The sequence below is a fragment of the Bacillus sp. FSL M8-0071 genome, from assembly GCF_037975455.1.
In the GTDB taxonomy this organism is placed as follows: Bacteria; Bacillota; Bacilli; order Bacillales; family Bacillaceae; genus Bacillus; species Bacillus subtilis.
Genome location: NZ_CP150256.1, coordinates 2,494,035 through 2,510,940 on the forward strand (window position 1 = coordinate 2,494,035; position 16,906 = coordinate 2,510,940).

General features: G+C 43.0%; 21 protein-coding genes and 1 pseudogene. 5 read left to right on the forward strand and 17 right to left on the reverse strand.

Annotated features, from left to right (window positions below; all coding sequences use genetic code 11):
* Nucleotides 1-14: 14 nt before the first annotated feature.
* Nucleotides 15-1,058 (reverse strand): DNA polymerase III subunit delta, encoded by a 1,044-nt coding sequence (gene holA / locus MKX71_RS12740; protein WP_015714286.1) that lies wholly within the window; start codon nucleotides 1,056-1,058, stop codon nucleotides 15-17.
* A gap of 39 nt (nucleotides 1,059-1,097) precedes the next feature.
* Entirely contained in the window at nucleotides 1,098-1,247 is a 150-nt protein-coding gene (locus MKX71_RS12745; protein WP_003229985.1) for a hypothetical protein, read from the reverse strand.
* Nucleotides 1,248-1,287: 40 nt separating this feature from the next.
* Here MKX71_RS12745 and MKX71_RS12750 point away from each other — a divergent pair, with 40 nt between their 5' ends.
* Nucleotides 1,288-1,422 (forward strand): YqzM family protein, encoded by a 135-nt coding sequence (locus MKX71_RS12750; protein ID WP_003229983.1) that lies wholly within the window; start codon nucleotides 1,288-1,290, stop codon nucleotides 1,420-1,422.
* Nucleotides 1,423-1,461: 39 nt separating this feature from the next.
* Here the strand turns inward: MKX71_RS12750 and MKX71_RS12755 are convergent, their stop codons facing one another.
* The 3 genes from MKX71_RS12755 to comEA all read right to left on the reverse strand — a co-directional run bounded on the left by MKX71_RS12755 (nucleotide 1,462) and on the right by comEA (nucleotide 5,049).
* Entirely contained in the window at nucleotides 1,462-3,792 is a 2,331-nt protein-coding gene (locus MKX71_RS12755; protein ID WP_339231180.1) for a DNA internalization-related competence protein ComEC/Rec2, read from the reverse strand.
* Between the two features lie 3 nt (nucleotides 3,793-3,795).
* Nucleotides 3,796-4,365, reverse strand: coding sequence for a ComE operon protein 2 (locus tag MKX71_RS12760; protein ID WP_003229978.1), 570 nt, complete (start codon nucleotides 4,363-4,365; stop codon nucleotides 3,796-3,798).
* 66 nt (nucleotides 4,366-4,431) lie between these two features.
* Entirely contained in the window at nucleotides 4,432-5,049 is a 618-nt protein-coding gene (gene comEA / locus MKX71_RS12765) for a competence protein ComEA (RefSeq protein ID WP_144483108.1), read from the reverse strand.
* Between the two features lie 83 nt (nucleotides 5,050-5,132).
* Here comEA and comER point away from each other — a divergent pair, with 83 nt between their 5' ends.
* Nucleotides 5,133-5,954 (forward strand): late competence protein ComER, encoded by an 822-nt coding sequence (gene comER, locus MKX71_RS12770; protein ID WP_087961327.1) that lies wholly within the window; start codon nucleotides 5,133-5,135, stop codon nucleotides 5,952-5,954.
* Nucleotides 5,955-6,020: 66 nt separating this feature from the next.
* On the opposite strand, the gene MKX71_RS12775 is transcribed toward comER, so the two are convergent.
* From MKX71_RS12775 to MKX71_RS12810, 8 genes are read right to left on the reverse strand one after another with little or no spacing between them, the layout of a single operon-like run.
* The gene (locus MKX71_RS12775) at nucleotides 6,021-6,764 is read right to left on the reverse strand and encodes a class I SAM-dependent methyltransferase (RefSeq protein WP_015714290.1); all 744 of its coding nucleotides are present in this window, start codon (nucleotides 6,762-6,764) and stop codon (nucleotides 6,021-6,023) included.
* A complete protein-coding gene (gene rsfS, locus MKX71_RS12780; RefSeq protein WP_014477391.1) occupies nucleotides 6,761-7,117 on the reverse strand; it encodes a ribosome silencing factor in 357 nt (118 codons plus the stop codon). Before rsfS ends, MKX71_RS12775 begins: the two co-directional genes overlap by 4 nt.
* A gap of 17 nt (nucleotides 7,118-7,134) precedes the next feature.
* The gene (gene yqeK / locus MKX71_RS12785) at nucleotides 7,135-7,695 is read right to left on the reverse strand and encodes a bis(5'-nucleosyl)-tetraphosphatase (symmetrical) YqeK (RefSeq protein WP_014480316.1); all 561 of its coding nucleotides are present in this window, start codon (nucleotides 7,693-7,695) and stop codon (nucleotides 7,135-7,137) included.
* Complete coding sequence (locus tag MKX71_RS12790; protein ID WP_004398676.1) at nucleotides 7,685-8,254, reverse strand: nicotinate-nucleotide adenylyltransferase; 570 nt, start codon at nucleotides 8,252-8,254, stop codon at nucleotides 7,685-7,687. The genes yqeK and MKX71_RS12790 overlap by 11 nt, the downstream gene beginning before the upstream one ends.
* Before the next feature lie 11 nt (nucleotides 8,255-8,265).
* The gene (gene yhbY / locus MKX71_RS12795; RefSeq protein ID WP_003226133.1) at nucleotides 8,266-8,556 is read right to left on the reverse strand and encodes a ribosome assembly RNA-binding protein YhbY; all 291 of its coding nucleotides are present in this window, start codon (nucleotides 8,554-8,556) and stop codon (nucleotides 8,266-8,268) included.
* A complete protein-coding gene (aroE, locus tag MKX71_RS12800; RefSeq protein ID WP_144483109.1) occupies nucleotides 8,550-9,392 on the reverse strand; it encodes a shikimate dehydrogenase in 843 nt (280 codons plus the stop codon). The genes yhbY and aroE overlap by 7 nt, the downstream gene beginning before the upstream one ends.
* 17 nt (nucleotides 9,393-9,409) lie before the next feature.
* Nucleotides 9,410-10,510, reverse strand: a complete 1,101-nt coding sequence (yqeH, locus tag MKX71_RS12805; RefSeq protein ID WP_003229966.1) for a ribosome biogenesis GTPase YqeH — start codon at nucleotides 10,508-10,510, stop codon at nucleotides 9,410-9,412.
* Nucleotides 10,511-10,513: 3 nt separating this feature from the next.
* Nucleotides 10,514-11,032, reverse strand: coding sequence for a YqeG family HAD IIIA-type phosphatase (locus MKX71_RS12810; RefSeq protein WP_003226126.1), 519 nt, complete (start codon nucleotides 11,030-11,032; stop codon nucleotides 10,514-10,516).
* A 361-nt stretch (nucleotides 11,033-11,393) separates the two neighbouring features.
* Here MKX71_RS12810 and MKX71_RS12815 point away from each other — a divergent pair, with 361 nt between their 5' ends.
* Nucleotides 11,394-11,534, forward strand: a complete 141-nt coding sequence (locus tag MKX71_RS12815) for a sporulation histidine kinase inhibitor Sda (RefSeq protein ID WP_003226124.1) — start codon at nucleotides 11,394-11,396, stop codon at nucleotides 11,532-11,534.
* A gap of 305 nt (nucleotides 11,535-11,839) precedes the next feature.
* Here MKX71_RS12815 and MKX71_RS12820 read toward each other — a convergent pair whose 3' ends face one another.
* Both MKX71_RS12820 and cwlH read right to left on the reverse strand, forming a co-directional pair.
* A complete protein-coding gene (locus MKX71_RS12820; protein ID WP_043857847.1) occupies nucleotides 11,840-12,571 on the reverse strand; it encodes an SGNH/GDSL hydrolase family protein in 732 nt (243 codons plus the stop codon).
* A 251-nt stretch (nucleotides 12,572-12,822) separates the two neighbouring features.
* A pseudogene (cwlH, locus tag MKX71_RS12825) lies at nucleotides 12,823-13,575 on the reverse strand (N-acetylmuramoyl-L-alanine amidase CwlH).
* Nucleotides 13,576-13,761: 186 nt separating this feature from the next.
* Between cwlH and MKX71_RS12830 the strand changes: the two are divergent.
* Complete coding sequence (locus MKX71_RS12830) at nucleotides 13,762-14,388, forward strand: TVP38/TMEM64 family protein (protein WP_024572279.1); 627 nt, start codon at nucleotides 13,762-13,764, stop codon at nucleotides 14,386-14,388.
* Between the two features lie 18 nt (nucleotides 14,389-14,406).
* Here the strand turns inward: MKX71_RS12830 and gnd are convergent, their stop codons facing one another.
* Complete coding sequence (gnd, locus tag MKX71_RS12835) at nucleotides 14,407-15,300, reverse strand: phosphogluconate dehydrogenase (NAD(+)-dependent, decarboxylating) (RefSeq protein WP_038829699.1); 894 nt, start codon at nucleotides 15,298-15,300, stop codon at nucleotides 14,407-14,409.
* 251 nt (nucleotides 15,301-15,551) lie between these two features.
* Here gnd and MKX71_RS12840 point away from each other — a divergent pair, with 251 nt between their 5' ends.
* Nucleotides 15,552-16,274 (forward strand): hypothetical protein, encoded by a 723-nt coding sequence (locus MKX71_RS12840; protein WP_010886572.1) that lies wholly within the window; start codon nucleotides 15,552-15,554, stop codon nucleotides 16,272-16,274.
* Between the two features lie 32 nt (nucleotides 16,275-16,306).
* Here MKX71_RS12840 and nucB read toward each other — a convergent pair whose 3' ends face one another.
* On the reverse strand, nucleotides 16,307-16,717 hold the full coding sequence (gene nucB, locus MKX71_RS12845; RefSeq protein ID WP_009967785.1) for a sporulation-specific Dnase NucB: 411 nt from the start codon (nucleotides 16,715-16,717) through the stop codon (nucleotides 16,307-16,309).
* Between the last annotated feature and the right edge of the window lie 189 nt (nucleotides 16,718-16,906).

The window sequence follows — 16,906 nt, forward strand, 5'->3', positions numbered from 1 at the left end:
TATAAAAACGATCCTCAATAATGGGGATCGTTTTTTTCATTTCTTTTTAACAGCTGTAAAAGGAACAGTTCGAGCAGGAGCTGCTTGTCCTTTTTCCCGGTTTTCATCTCATAGTCCATGACGGCAAGCTGTTCAATAATTGAACGGAGCTCCTCCTCTGAAAAAAGCCTTGCTTGATCCATCGCCAGCTTTACCCGAAATGGGTGAACTTTTAGATTAGAAGCGATTTGTTTTTGTCCGTATCCCTGTTCCGCGAAGTATTTTGTCTGCAGAATCAGCCGGAACTGGTTCGAAATAAGCGCCATAATTTTGATCGGTTCTTCATTTTGTTTAAGCAAATCATAAAAAATTTGCAGACTCTCTGTTCGTTTTCGGTTGACGATTTTATTGATCAGCTCAAAAATATTTTGTTCAAGGCTTCTAGCAACAAGCATTTTCACATCATCCAGCGTAATTTCTTCACGATCTCCAATAAACGTGCAGAGCTTTTGAATCTCCTGAAAAATCGATGACAGATGCCCGTTCACAAGCAGAACCAAGTGCTCCGCCGCTTCCGTGCCGATTGTTTTCTGCTCTGTTTTTGCAAGGTTGACAGTAAAGTCTGTCGTTTCCTTTGCGTTTAATTCCTTCGCCTCCATCATAAACGCGTGCTTCTTTAACGCTTTCGTCAGCTTTTTCCGCTCATCAAGCTTTTCATACGGAGCAAGCAGGACAAAGACTGTGTAAGGAGCAGGTGATTGTATATATGATTCAAGCGCACTGACGTTGTGCTCAATTTTTTCTTTTTTCTTTTCACCTGTTAAAAAATATGGATTTTTCACAATGACAAGACGCCGCTCCCCCATAAACGGAAACGTTTCAGCATCTGCAATCGCTTGATCCAGCGGGTCCTCTTCCAGATCAAAAACGGATAGATTGAAATCCTTTGTCTCCTGATCAACGACCGTCTGTCTGATCCTGCTGACGGTTTCTTGCAGCAGATATGTCTCTTTTCCGTATAAACAATAAACTGGATGGACCTCTCCTTTTTTCAGGCTTTTCCACACATCAAATACCATTGTTGTACGACTTCCTCTCTTTCATCATCCCCTTCTATCCTAAATTGAGTTTGCAAAATAGTAAAGAGGAAGCCTGACTGCTGCTTCCCCATTTATATTAAACGCCTGTTCGCAAGCCCCCGGGACAGCTTGTAAAAAGGCGATAATCACCAGAACAGAAAACGTTACCTTAGCTTCTAGATTTTTCAAAACAATTCCATTATACTTAAGTCAGTCAGGAGGGATAAAGTTGAATGATTTTGAAAAAAACGTTCAAAGCAAACGAAATGATGCTGTAGATTCAGCTGTTGGTTTTGTTGTGTCCTTCGGATTTTTCGCCTTCTTGTTTGTCATGGCAACGGTTATTCACCTAGTTGGTTCATAACAGCGACTGCCCGGGCTGCTGATTTCTCAGCAGTCTTTTTTAGTTCGTCTCTGTTATATCTGATGTATCATATGGAGGATAGACAGAAAAGGTTCCAACTCTGTTTTTGTATCTATATTGGATCGTTCCGTTTTGATCTGTTCGCAGCACGCGGATAGAATGTCTCTGTAATAGTTGCAGAACTTTTTGATGAGGATGATGGTACCGATTGTTTTTCCCGGCTGAGATAATGGCCGTTTTCGGCTGAAGCTGTTGGATGAATTCTTCACCGGTAGAGCCTTTGCTCCCATGGTGCCCCACCTTTAAGACATCTGCTTTAATATTTGGAAACACGTCCATCACCTCCTGTTCCCCTTCTTTCTCCAGATCACCCGTCAAAATCCAGCTCAGAACGCCCGTCTCCATCCACAGAACGAGAGAGGAATTATTTTTGCTTGCTGGATCAGGTGTTTCAGGTGACAGTACATGGAACTGCAAATCCTTTATTTGCAATACATCGCCTCGCTTCACCTCTTCAATTGTCACTCCCTCTTCTCTGGCTGTCTGCAGCACTTTCTCATCTTTAGGTTCAGAAACGAACCCTTTCGGAATCACGAGGCGCTTTACTTTATGATGCTTCAGCAGAGTCTCCGCCTCTCCGATATGATCTTGGTCAGCGTGCGTCAGAATTAAAGCGTCAAGCTGTTTGATTCCCTTAGCAGTTAAAAACGGAATCAGCACCTTTTCCCCCAGTGAAAACGGATGCTGTTTTTCGCGCCAAGGCTCTGACGAGTAAGACAAAGTGCCGCCGGTATCAATTAAGACACGCCCCCGCTGATGCGGAGCACCTACAAACATGCTGTCACCCTGTCCAATATCTATCATATCCACTTCTCCTTCGGAACTAAGACACGGATATATAAAGAGCAGAAACAGCACCGTGCAGCAAATGCCTCCGGTTACCATCAACTGCAACAAGGAGCGTTTTTCAATCGCCATAAGCAATAGGATGATCGTGACTGTGAATAAAAAAAGCAAAACAGGTGCAGGATGTGCGATCATAATCGTGAACACATCAACATCTGCAATGTTTGTGATTAGCCTATTGGTCCAGCTTATCAATAAATCAAACCAGCTGAAAAACAATCTCCCAAACGAAGCGGAAAGACTTAATAGAAGAACACCTGCTACAGCTCCCGGCAAAATACAGAAGGTATAAAATGGTACCATCAACATATTCATCGGTACGCTGATGATAGAAAACTGATGAAAATGATACAGGAGAATCGGAAGCGAGCCCAGCTGAGCGATGAGTGATACAATTGTCAGCTGCCCCAAGGAGGTTTTAACCTGCTGAAAAATAGAAGAGGATAGAATTAAAGAAAAACTGACGGCGAACGATAGCTGAAAACCGGCTTCAAAGAGATGATAAGGATTGAAGAGCAGAAGGACGATGTATGAAAGACAAATTGCAGTTGCAGAGTGGACACGCCATTTGACAAGGCTTCCAGCTAAGTATACACCCGACATGAGAGCGGCGCGTAGCACTGAAGGAGCAGCGCCGGTCAACATCACATAGAGCGGCAGAAATAACAGCAACAGAATTGACGCCTTTTCTCTAGTTATACCAAGGCGAATCATGATATAAAACAAACCTGCTGTCAAAATCCCCACGTGGAGTCCTGATATTGCCAAGAGATGGACAACACCAAGCTTTTGATACGCGGTAAGCACTTCATCCTCCACATAAAATCTGTCACCAACTGTAAGTGCCTGTACAATCCCTGCCGAATCAGGAGGCAAAAGGCTGTTTGTGAATGATATGATATGTTTTCTCAAGCTGAGCACCTTGTACTTAAAATTTTCAGGTTCGCTGCAGTTTTGGATAGACGTGACAGAGTAGTTCCAATGAATATGCTGCCGATAAAGATACTCGTTATAATCAAATGCACCCGGCACAGTTGCGTGATTCGGTTCTTCCAATGTACCAGTCAACTCACATGACATTCCTGGTTCTATGTATAACAGCTGTTCTTTTTCACCAGCAGACTGAATGCGATACGCAGCAGCCCATTTTTCCTTATCGGGTGTCTCAACCATCATAGACATACGGTCGCCGTCAATTTTGGGAATAGTGTCAATCACTGCCTTGAATTGATAGGTTCCCTGCCGATAGGAAGAGACATTCTGAGAATCTGTGACTGCATACAGTACAAAAAACAATATAAAAGAGAAGAAACAAACAATAATAAGAAAAGCGTGCCTCGTTTTGATTAAAATGATGAGGAGAAAGAGGATGAAAAGAAAAATAGCGGGGAAATAAGCGGCGGCAGTAATTCCAGCCGTTGCCGAAGCTGCCGCCATAGGCAATAACAAACGCGAATTACGCATTCATCACACGTAGCTCGTGAAAAGTGTATTCGCCTGTTCATGTATCTTTTTCAATTCTTCCTCCGCTAAACCGGCATCGGCCAATTTCCCTATTAGACCCGCTACAAATGAAAGCTTTTCTCTGTTTTTCAGATCAACGATCATTTCATCGAGTTCAACCTGTTCAACAGTTACACCCGCCTGTTCAAATAATTCCTGCGCATACGGATGTGTTTTGTAATCCTCAGCATAATAAACCGTTTTGATACCAGCTTGAATAATAGATTTGCAGCATTGAATGCACGGATAATGCGTCACATAAATCTCGGCTCCATCAGTCGGCACCCCAAACTTGGAGCATTGAAGAATCGCATTCATTTCAGCGTGAATCGTTCTTGCGCAATGATCATCTATCATTAAGCATCCTTCATCTGCACAATGTACGCCGCCCGCGATTGACCCATTGTAGCCTCCTGCTATCATGCGTTTGTCTCTGACTATAGTAGCGCCGACAGATAATCTCGGACATGTGCTGCGCAGCGCCAATAAATGGCTTTGAGCCATAAAGTATTGATTCCATGAAATTCGTTCCACGTTGTTCCCTCCAAATGTTGTGTTGCCTGACCTTTAGTTTACCTATCATAATGCATAACCGTCAAATCACTTTACTGTAATGGAAGACTTTATTTTCTCAAATGACTTTTCACCTATTCCTGAAACCTTAGTGATATCTTCAATTGTTTGGAAACGCCCGTTTTCTTCCCGGTATGCAATAATAGCTTCAGCTTTGGATGGCCCCACCCCTGAGATGCCTTGTAACTCCTCTAAGGTTGCTGTATTGATATTCACCAGCGCTCCCTTCCCTCCATCGCTTTGGACAGACCCTCCGCCACCTTGCTGCACTGCTGTTTCCTCTCCCTTTTTCGGGATGTACACCACTGTCCCGTCCTGCAGAATCTCCGCCAAATTTACTTGCGCTTCGTCTGCTTGTTCACTGGTCCCGCCCGCTTTCTCAATTGCCTGAGATACTCTGTCCCCTGTTCGCATTTCATAAACGCCAGGATGCCGAACAGCACCTTTGATGTCTATCACAATTGTTTCGCTTGACTCGTCGTTGTTTGCTTCCTGCTTTACCACTGTATTTTCTGCCTCTGTTGGTACAGCTTGCTTCACCGGCTCTTTATTTTTCCCTGTGGCCAGAAAGATCATAATCGCTGTGAAAACAGCCGCAGAAGCCGCTAAAATAATTGCTTTCTTATGCTGATTCAACCAATTCATCGTGCATGTTCCCCGCTTTCGTCATATTTTATTTTCATAACACATATGGTTTAGAGGATAATAGCTCAAAGGAGGGGAAACCATTGAAGATAGGCTTTATCGGCACAGGAAATATGGGTACGATCCTTATCGAATCATTTATTGAATCAAAAGCGGCCGATCCCTCAAACATGACAATCACAAACCGCACAATTGAAAAAGCGTTGCACATAAAAAACCGCTACAACAGCATAAACGTTACCGAAAGTCTCGAAAAGCTCGTTTCTGAAAACGAGATGATTTTTATTTGTGTTAAGCCGCTTGATATATATCCTTTACTGGCAAGAGCGTTACCTTATTTAAGAAAAGATCATATTCTCATCTCAATTACAAGCCCCGTTCAAACCGAACAGCTCGAACAATATGTGCCGTGTCAAGTGGCTCGAGTGATCCCAAGTATTACGAACAGAGCGCTGGCAGGTGTTTCTCTCGTCACTTTCGGCACAAGCTGCGGCGAATCTGCAAAAGCGAAAATCAATGAGTTGATGCAGCATATCTCTCATCCGCTGCAAATTGAAAGTGACATCACCAGGGTTGCATCAGACATCGTAAGCTGCGGCCCCGCTTTTATGAGCTATCTGATTCAGCGGTTTATAGAAGCAGCTGTCTCGGAAACATCAGTTTCTAAACAGGACGCGATTTTGATGTGTAAGGAAATGCTTGTCGGAATGGGGAAACTGTTAGAAACCGAATTGTATACCCTGCCTGCATTACAGGAAAAGGTTTGCGTTAAAGGCGGTGTAACAGGAGAAGGCATTAAAGCGCTGGAAAGCGGTGTACAGGATATGTTTCACCGGGTATTTCAAAACACCCATATGAAGTACGAGGAGGATATTTCCGCAGTGAAAAAGCAGTTTCATGTGTAGACGAGTATGTCACACTTTCGTCTGTATTGCAAAAGCATAAAAAAGCATTTTAAAAAACCATCGTTTTTAAGAAACGATGGTTTTTGATTTCTGCGCCTTGAAAAATAGGCGTTCTGATTGTGCTGATGGCTCGGTATCCGTAAAATCAGCTGTCACGCGATGGAGCTGAAAGCCGCAGCTCTTAAGCATTTCTTCGTATTCTTCCACCGGGAACGTTCTTTGCTCGTGTGTCTCATCAAAACGATCATACGCTTCTCCGTTCCACACAAAAAACGACATATCATGAATGACAGAAAGCTCGCCACTTCCGGCAAAGCTCTGCCAAATATAGCTGATATCTTCGTCCTGGTCAGCAAATGTGCTATCCGGAAAGACTTCCGCAATTTTATAAGATGAATGAACATCAAACAGCAAAATGCCTTCAGGCTTTAATACCCGAAATACACTTTTAAAGGTTTCGATCACATCATTTTTTGTTTTTAAATAATTTAATGAGTCACAGCATATCACAACAGCGTCAAACTGACCGTCAAAGCCGGTAATCTCTCTCATATCCTGCTGAAGAAATAAAATAGGCTGGCTACTCGATACCTTTTGCTGGGCGAAAGAAAGCATCTCTTCGCTGAGATCGATGCCTGTAACCTCGAAGCCTTTTTCGGCAAGCCGGATGGAGATTTCCCCCGTGCCGCATGCCAGATCGAGAATACGGCCTTTTTCCGGGAGAGATGCTTCAATCCATTTTGTCCATTGATCGTAAGGCGCGTGTGACATTAACTCGTCATACACGCTTGCAAAGCCTTGATAAATCATTGATTCATTCCAAAGTCAAGATCTGCGAGCGGAGCGTCTCCCCACAGCTTTTCAAGGTTGTAGTAGCTTCTTTCATCCTTGTGGAAGACATGGACAATTACATCGCCTAGATCAACGAGAACCCATCTTGCTTCATCAAAGCCTTCCATCTTTTTGACTTGAATGCCGTTTTCATCAGCTTGATCCTTGATTTCACGGGCAATAGCCTGTACCTGTTTATCTGAATTTCCGTGGCAGATCAGAAAATAATCAGCAACCAGAGAAATACCTTCCATATCCAGTGCTAAAATATCCTCTGCCCGTTTATCATCGCAAGCCGCAGCTGCGATCTTTAAAATGGACTTTTGATTCATTCACAAATTCCTCCTGTTCAGCTGCCAGACACAAGCCAGTTATACGTTAAAAATGTGTCTGGAAAAACCGGTTGATTTTTTTTCATAAGAAAAACCATTGTATTTTTAATGGACTGAATCAGCGCTTGATTCAAATCTGTCTCAGCAAGCTTACGCACCTCATCGACACCGGGAAATGCCCGGTTTGGCTCAATGTAATCGGCAACGTAAATGACTTTTTCTAAAAGTGTCATGCCGGGGCGGCCTGAGGTATGATACCTAATGGCGTCAAGAATGTCTTCATCTTGAACCCCTGCCTCTCTTTGGACCAAATAAGCGCCGACCGGAGCGTGCCAGAGCTCCGGATTATGATCCAATAAATGCGCGGGCATTTTTTCACGCGCAATAATTTGTTTCATTTCTTCTTTCGGGCGGAATTTGGCGTAATCATGAAAGATTGCCGCTGTTTCCGCTTTTTTAGAATCGGCTCCAAAACGCTCCGCAAGTTCGATCGCCGTGTTCATCACGCCAACCGTATGGATATATCGGTGTTCGGTCAATTGCTGCTTCACGCATGCAAGTGCCTCCTCACGATTCATATAAACCATTCTCCTCTACATACTTCTTCACTTTATCAGGGATTAAGTAGTCAGTGGGCTTCTTGCTTTTAAACCGTTCCCTTATCATAGTTGATGATACCTCAAATTCCGGAACGTCTGCAAAGAGAAGCGGATAAGGGGTTTCAACATGAAAACCGGGGCGCTTTACTCCAATAAATTGAATGAGGTTCAGCAGCTCGTCCAGCTTATACCATTTCGGCAAATATTCAATCATATCAGCGCCGATAATAAAGAACAGCTGATCATTTGGATAACGCTGCTTCAGTAAAGAAACGGTATCAAAGGTATATGATGGCCCTTCTCTTTCCATTTCAACAAGCTCCAGCTTAAAGGACGGATTAGATTGAATTGCAAGCTTTAGCATTTCCACGCGATGAAAGCTGTCGGTATAGTCTTCGTTCTGTTTATGCGGCGGAATTTGATTAGGCATAAACCAAATTTCATCAAGCCCCGCCTGGTACAGCACCTCATTCGCCATTAAGAGGTGACCATTATGCGGAGGGTCAAACGTGCCTCCGAAAATTCCGATTTTCTTCATTTCAACCACCTTTAAGGAAGCTCGATTTGTTTATTTTCCTTTGATTCCTTATATAACACAATCGTATTGCCGATTGTCTGCACCAATTGAGAGCGGCTTCCTTTTACAAGAGCTTCCGCTACATCGTTTTTATCCTCTTCGCAATTCTGAAGCACGCTGACTTTAATCAGCTCTCTCGCTTCAAGCGCCTCAGCAATTTGTTTAATCATGTTGTCGTTTACTCCGCCTTTACCTACTTGAAAAATCGGCGTTAAATGATGCGCTTTTGAACGCAAAAAACGTTTTTGTTTACCTGTTAACATTCTGTTCCTCCTAATTTTCCTATTACAATAGATCTCATTTTTTCAATATCAGGCTCTTGTCCAGTCCACAATTGGAAAGACAATGCTGCCTGTTCAACAAACATGCCCACACCATCGAGTGTTTTCAAGCCTTTTTGGCTTGCTTCTTTTAAAAGTGCCGTCTGTATTGGATTATACACGATATCACATACGACGGCACTGCTCGCGGCACGCTGTAATGAAAGCGGCACATCGTCCACGTTCGGATACATGCCCACAGACGTTGTATGGATGATAACATCATACTGCTCAAGACGTTCTTCTGCTTCTTTTATGCTTAATACTTCTTTATTGTGAAAAGAGGGAGTAGCTTCTGTAAGCCGCTTTGCTTTTTCTAACGTCCGGTTGCAAATGTCAAATTTTTTCGGGGTATTTCGGACAATTGTTGTAAAAATGGCTCTCGCCGCTCCGCCAGCGCCGATCATTAAGAATGACAGTTCAGAGGTGGGCTTGTCTAATACCTTCATTAATGACTTCACGAAGCCTTCCCCATCGGTATTGTATCCGACAAGCTTATCTCCCTCTCTTCTGACCGTGTTTACGGCACCGATCACTTTTGCACTCTCATCAATATGATCCAGATAATCCATAATGGAAACCTTGTGCGGAACAGTCACATTGATTCCTTGTACGCCTAGAGCTCTTATTCCTTTTACCGCATCCTCCAGATCATTCTCTTCTACCTTGAAGGCATGATAATGTCCGTCAAGCCCGAGGTCTTTCAATGATGCGTTATGAATATCAGGTGACATAGAATGGCCAATCGGATTTCCGATAACCCCGTACAGCTTTTTCATACTCCTCTCCCCTTTTCTTAAATTAATGAACGCCGAACAAATACATGAACGCCTTTTGGCGCATATGCAGTTACCTTTTTATCGGCGTCATGGACAGTAACCCAGCCTAACCCAGAGAAAACGATATCTGTCTTTTTGTCTTTTATTGTAAACGTATGGGCGACCAATTCAGGAAACTCATCCATTTCATCTTTACCCGGAGGTGTGAGCAATTCCCCTGCATGCTTTTCATAAAGCGCGTCTGCATTTTCAAGTTTTGTTCTATGAATCATCAGCTCATTCGGCATATAGCAAATAAAAGGAGATCTTTCCCCAGACACATAATCAAACCTTGCAAGTCCGCCAAAATACAGTGTTTGCTGATCATTAAGCTGGAATGTGCGAGGCTTCAGCTCCTTTTTAGGAGATAATATTTTCAGATCCTTTTTATTGACATAATGCGCCATTTGATGGTTGTTGATAATTCCCGGTGTATCATAAAGCGATGAACCGTCATCCAGCGGGATTTCAATCGCATCAAGGGTTGTGCCAGGAAATTGGGATGTTGTAATAATATCTTCTTCACCTGACACTTCTTTAATAATCCGGTTAATAAAGGTTGACTTTCCTACATTTGTACATCCGACAACATAGACGTCTTTTCCGTTGCGGTAATGCTCAATCGCGTCAATTACTTCTCTTATTCCCTGGCCGCGTCCCGCACTGACCAAAAATACGTCAACCGGTTTTAAGCCAAGCTCTTTCGCTTCACGCTTCATCCATTGGATCAGACGCTCTCTTTTCAGTGACTTAGGCAAAATATCCGCTTTATTGCCAACTAATAAGATAGGGTTTCCCCCCACCAAGCGCTGCAGCCCATTAATCCAGCTGCCGTTAAAATCAAAAATATCAACAATTTTTACGACAAGAGAGTCCGTTTCTCCAATACCGTGAAGAATGTTCAAAAAATCATCATCAGTTAAGGAGACATCTTGTATTTCATTATAGTTTTTCAGTCTGAAGCAACGCTGGCAAATCACATTTTCTTTCGTAAGCGATGCAGGCGGCGCGTACCCCAAACCTGTTTTGTCCTCGGTTTGGATCGTAACTCCGCACCCGATACAAACAACCTTTTCCATTTCTTACTCCTCCCACTGAATGTGCCCTTTTCGTTTGAGAGCACTCAGTATTCTGCGTTCGACCTGGCGGTTAAAGCGCGTAATGAATCCGTCAGAGGAAGCGACTGGCACGACCAAAATCGTATGGTAGCCGTTTCGGTTTCCCCCGAGTACATCGGTCAGCAGCTGGTCTCCAATGACAACGCAGTCCTCTTTTTTCAGCTCCATATTACGCACCGCTCTATTAAAGGCTTTACCCATCGGTTTTCTTGCTTTATAGATGAATGGGATTCCAAGCGGTTCTGAGAAAAGTTTCACTCTTCTTTCGTTATTATTAGAGACAATTGTCACTTTAATGCCGTGTTCCTTCATTTCTTCAAACCACTCGATCAATCGCGGCGTCGCGTTCGGCCTGTCCCATTCAACAAGCGTATTATCCAGGTCAGTAATAATCCCTTTTACATTTCGTTCCTTTAATTTCTCAGGTGTAATATGAAAAATATTTTTTACAAACTCGTCAGGTAAAAAAAACTTTTTTAACAAAACCCGCACCCTTCCCTTTTTCTTTCTTTCAAAATGATTGTCGAAAAAAATCGAACTTGCGCCTAAAGAAAAACTGAGCAAAAAAATTTCGACAAAAATTGGGTTTCTTCACCAGGTGTGGATAAATTTACACACACTATCCACTCTTATTACATCACTCTTTAGACAAATTATAAACACGATACTCACAAGTTATCCACTTTTTGGTGTGGATAACAGAACGATTGTTCTTATATGCATTTCATGGTAGATTAAAGATAACTTCAACCTCAGATGAACGCAACTTATCATTGTATGCGTTAAAATCATGAATGATTCCAACTTTTAAGGAGGTGCCTCTCCCATTAATTGGGTTCCTAGCATGAGAAAACTGTCTGATGAATTACTAATAGAATCTTATTTCAAAGCCACCGAAATGAATTTAAACCGTGACTTTATCGAGTTAATTGAAAACGAAATAAAAAGAAGATCGCTCGGACATATTATTTCCGTATCTTCTTAATAGGAATTTGTCTATTTTTTCCGGGCGTATTTCCTTTTTTTACTCAGATGACTGATATTATATCACTTTGGCTGCGCGCTTTACTACTATTTTCAGCAAAAAACACCCCTAAAAAGAGGTGTTTTAAAGGGCCGGTTATTATGCTAACCAGTATATGCCGCCCACAACCAGGAGAACAACAACTAAAACAACAATAAAAGCGTATCCATATGCTCTGCCTGCGCCATACATGTGAAGCGCCTCCTTAATAAGGTTTTATAACAGCCTATGTAGGAGAAATAAATCGGACTAGGCGGTTGTCCGGCTCAACGCTGCAGGATCTGCCCATCTTGTATTCCTTCATATACGATCCTTGCCCCTTTAGGTGTCATATGATTTCCAGAAGGATCTATAAGACCAGATTGGATAAGCGCTTCATCAGTTGCTTTTCCGCCGTCTGCTTCTATAAAATGCTTCCAGTTATCTACAAGAGGGACATCCAGGCACTTCGACACATCTCTTGTAATATCGTTATATGAGTTGTGCCATTTCCTTGCTCCGCCTTTTGGTTCAAAAGCAGCTGCTTGATATCTGGAATAGTAAAACAAATGATGCTTCCCATTACCTTCTATAATTGGGATACACGTCATTAAGATTGGCTTGATCCCGTGTTTTCTGCTTTCTTCGATAAAATAAACCAGATTTTCTCTAAAACGCTGCTTCGACACTCTCGGTTTCCCCTCAGTCAGTATGGCAGCGTCATTGGTGCCGAACATAATAAACAAATACTTCGGTTTTTGATCCAGCACATCTGTCTGAAATCGGAGACGGGCATCCTCTGTCGTCTGTCCGCCGATTCCCGCATTGAGTATATCAAGGTTACCGCGCTCAGCTGTTTTTAATATATTGACCCACTGCTGTGCTTTTGGATAATCGCGATAATCCCAATTAGAGCCACGCGTATTGCTGTCACCAAATGCTACAACGTCTTCGTATCCCCTTCCCTCGCATCCTGCTGTAACGAACAGCAGAAGGAAAAGGATGATAAAATGTTTCATCTTTACACCCCCAAAAGCCTCACCTTAATGTTATACCTCTGTTTCTCTTCGTTCAACGAAGAGTTTTTCGCTATCACTGTTTTTTCCTATAGTTAACGTGTCCCCCTCAGTGAATATCATTCTGCTTTCATTGCGGCGCAGCTGATGATTTTTTAAAATTCCCTTCTTTCCAATCTGAAAAACACACAAACCAAAGAAAAGAAAATAACCTGAATCCGCACTGGAAACAGGTTATCCGTTAAATCCTGCATTTACTTTAGCTTCGATTTAAGCTTGGCCTTTGTTTTTGGCCCATAAATCCCGTCTGCAGTTAATCCGTTCATGAGCTGAAAACGCTTGACGGCATTCGCTGTTTTCGGTCCGTAAACTCCATCTATGCCATTGTTTTTGGCTCCCTTATCAGGGTAAAAGTGAAGTGCAGCTAAAGCCTTTTGTAGCTGGAGAATGTTTGTGCCCTTTCGATAAGGCGAAGTGAGCTTTATAACCCCAGACGGCAGAGGATATGATGGTGAAGATTCTTTTGGAGGTGTATCCGAGGAAGAAATTCCGTTTATAAAAGAGTTCCAGTGGTCCAAGAGTTTCCGCGGACATTCTTTCCCGGACCATTTTTTGTGGGGAACAACACGATGTAACGGAATATTGTTTTCCTTCATCAGCTTTCTGATCAGCCACTGGGCATTTGATGTTGCTTTTTCAAAATCGCCGTCAGCATTTTCGCAGATTTCAATCCCGATCGATTTGCGGTTTCCTGTCCCGTTTGTACCGTCTCCCGCATGCTAGCCGTTTTCATCTATCGGGAGATGCTGATAAATGACTGAATCGTCAACTGTAAAATGCCAGCTTTCGGATGTACTCGGGTTTTTTACAAAATTGGCGTGCATTTTCGCATCAGCGCCTTTTGCTGTATTCGCTGTATTATGCACCGTAATATAAGCAGGCGTCATCGCATAGCCAGGACGATTATCATTTGATAGCGGTATAAAATCCTTTTTTATGGTTACCATTTCTATCCCTCCCTATTATTAAGAATGCAGAAAACAGAGAGATGGACAGCCTTTTTTATGAGGTTAAAAAGAATTGTGTTCTTAACCTGGTTTTCAGTTGAACCGCTGAAATGGCACCAGTTATACTAATTTAGATGACGGAGGTTTTAGCTCCTGACATCACCTAAGTTGGGAGTGACCATAGACATGTTAAAAAAAGTAATAGGTATACTTGTGATTATCGCTATCATTGCAGTCGGTTTTTTTCAGAAAGAAGCTTGGCTTGATGCAATCAAAGCAGGAGGGATGTTTTCCGTTTTATTTAGTATGCTGCTGATTGCTGCCGATGTTTTTTTCCCAATAGTGCCGTTTGCTTTGATTGCTGCTTTAAATGGCGCAGTGTTCGGGACTGCAAATGGAATTTGGATTACACTGACCGGCTCAATGCTTGGTACAATATTGCTGTTTTTTCTCGCCAGGTACAGTTTTAGAGATTGGGCCAGAAAAAAAGTTCAGGCCTATCCTGCCATACAAAGCTACGAGGCTTCCTTCAACAAAAACGCTTTTACCGCTGTTTTATTAGGAAGGCTGATACCTGTCATACCTTCACTTGTAATGAACGTGATCTGCGGGCTGAGCCAGGTTCGCTGGCATGTTTTTTTCTTTGCGTCTTTAATAGGGAAAATCCCCAATATTGTTGTTGTCACTATTGCAGGTGCCAATTTCACCAGCAATAAATTATTGTCTATCAGCATTTACGGTACATATATTCTGATCATCATGCTGGTCATTTATAAAAAGTTCCCTCACCTTCTAAAGGTGCCAAAAAAATAAGGAGGCTTGTTGGCCCCCTTACTTTTTTTCTGTCGCATGGCCTCCAAATTCATTTCGAAGCGCAGCGACAACCTTTCCTGTAAACGTATCGTCCGTTAAAGAACGGTATCTCATCATCAGTGACATGGCGATGACCGGCGTTGCCGTCTGCAGATCAAGCGCGGTTTCCACGGTCCATTTTCCTTCACCTGAGGAATGCATAATGCCCTTGATCTGATCCAGTTTCGCATCCTTAGAGAAAGCTCGCTCAGTCAGTCCCATAAGCCAAGAACGAATGACAGAACCATGATTCCACACTCTGGCAACCTTCTCGTAGTCAAAATCAAATTGGCTGTTTTCAAGCACTTCGAATCCTTCACCAATCGCGGCCATCATTCCATACTCAATTCCATTATGGATCATTTTTAAAAAATGTCCGCTTCCCGCTTCACCAGCGTATAGATAACCATTTTCGACGGCGGTATCACGAAAAAGCGGCTCCACAATCTCCCATGCTTCATGATCGCCCCCCACCATAAAACAGGCTCCATGCCGTGCGCCTTCCATTCCGCCCGACGTTCCGGCATCGAGATAATGGATACCCGCTTCTTTCATTTGATTGTAGCGGCGAATTGATTCTTTATAATGAGAGTTTCCAGCTTCGATAATCATATCGCCTTTACTTAATAAAGGTGATACATCACGCAAAACAGCATCGACAATGCCATGCGGTACCATAACCCATAGGATACGCGGCGGGTCTAATAAAGAAATTAACTCTTTAAGATTCGTTGTCCCCTCAGCCCCGTATGCTTTCAGTTCATCAACAGCCGCTTGATTTACATCATATCCAACCGCTTGATGATTGCGGTCAATGAATTGCTTTCCTATGTTTATGCCCATTTTCCCTAAGCCGATTAATCCGATTTTCATATCTGTTCCTCCTGATTGTCTAAAAAGCCTTTACTCTTTATGTTCCCTTTGGACTGTATTGTGATACGCAGAAAACAAATGGGGCTTACATCGTCTGCGCATGTAAATTTTATTTTTCATGACTGACTGTGCCTGCCAGTTCTATTACTGAATCTCTTTATATCCATAATTATCACTTTATCCTTGATTTACCATCAGTTTAAGTTAAAATATGGGAAGGTATTCGATTTTTTTAGTAAAAAGAAGGTGACATGTTGCAGAATCAATCTCATACTCTTATCGGAGTTACGAAAACCGCTGTATTCTTTTTATACGCTGCACTTGCAATCATCGGTTTTGCAATCGGGTATTTTATTCCGCAGATTGCGAAATGGGCATTATCCCTCCCCTGGATCCCTCTTGAAGGACCGCTTCGGCTCATTACCTCTTTTCAGGGATCTACAGCTTCATTTATCACTGCTCTTCTCGGTATGTGTGCGGGGATTTGGTTCGCTCATTCTGTTATTGCAATGCTGCTGTCTGTCAAAATTACAGATCACACAGTGGAATTCATCAAAGGAAAAAAAGTGCAAACAATTCATTCCGATGACATCGCTCTTGTATTTATGGATCACAAACGGCTTGTCCTCCTGGGAACAGCCGGATATGAATTGGTACGGGAAGAAATTGATGAAAAACCAGTAAACGTTGAGAAGGCCTTTAGACAGCATCATTACGAATGGGCAACAGATGGTGATCCGTTTAAAGATCAATTTCGCCGATGGATTCCTGATGCACCAGACCTATCGCAAGGCGCCCATGCCTTATTAAAAGCTCGTCACAAAGCGCTGCAGGACGAAGAAAAAGACGATATTGAAGAATTCCGTCTCGAACTGGCACAGCTGGGCATCGTTGTACGGGACGAAGGCACACGCCAATATTGGCGAAAAGCAGAAACCTATCCCCCGAAAATTCAGCTCGGCGAAGGATTGTAACAACAGAGGCTCAAGAAAGAGCCTCTTCTTTATTACTGCACAATAAACAGCACTCTGGTGCCGTCAGGGTAGCTGCTCATTTGATTCCCTACCCACGAGCCGGCGCCGCGATTATCAGAAGGCGTCACATATCGGACATCAGCCCCTGCACCGCCTTCCTCGCAGACCGCCATCGGCCACTCATCCCGGTCATAGCCCGGCTTGGTCGGGATTCCCTTTAAAGATTCCTCCCGCCTTTTGTCTGCTCCATCTCTGTCAATGGTACAAATATCTGGATGTCCCTCTGCAATCGCATCCCTAATATGACTGCCGGTTTCCGGATAACGAGACAGCGGAAAATATAACACTTTGTCATACGAAGATGCGCCTTGGATCTGTTGCGGAACCATTAAACAAAGAAGAACTGCTGCAGCAAGAAACAGGCCTGCCATCCATTTTTTCATTCCCATCCCCCCATACCTTTGTTCATTTCAATGTATGGGCGCTTGATGAAGAATATTTTTAACATTTGAAGTTAGTATGCTGCTTACAAAAGCCGGACTCCCCCGCGAGAAATTTCCCGGTACAGACACAGACAGCCTCCAGGTCACATACATTTACATATAGGCTTTTGCCTACATACTTTTGTGGAG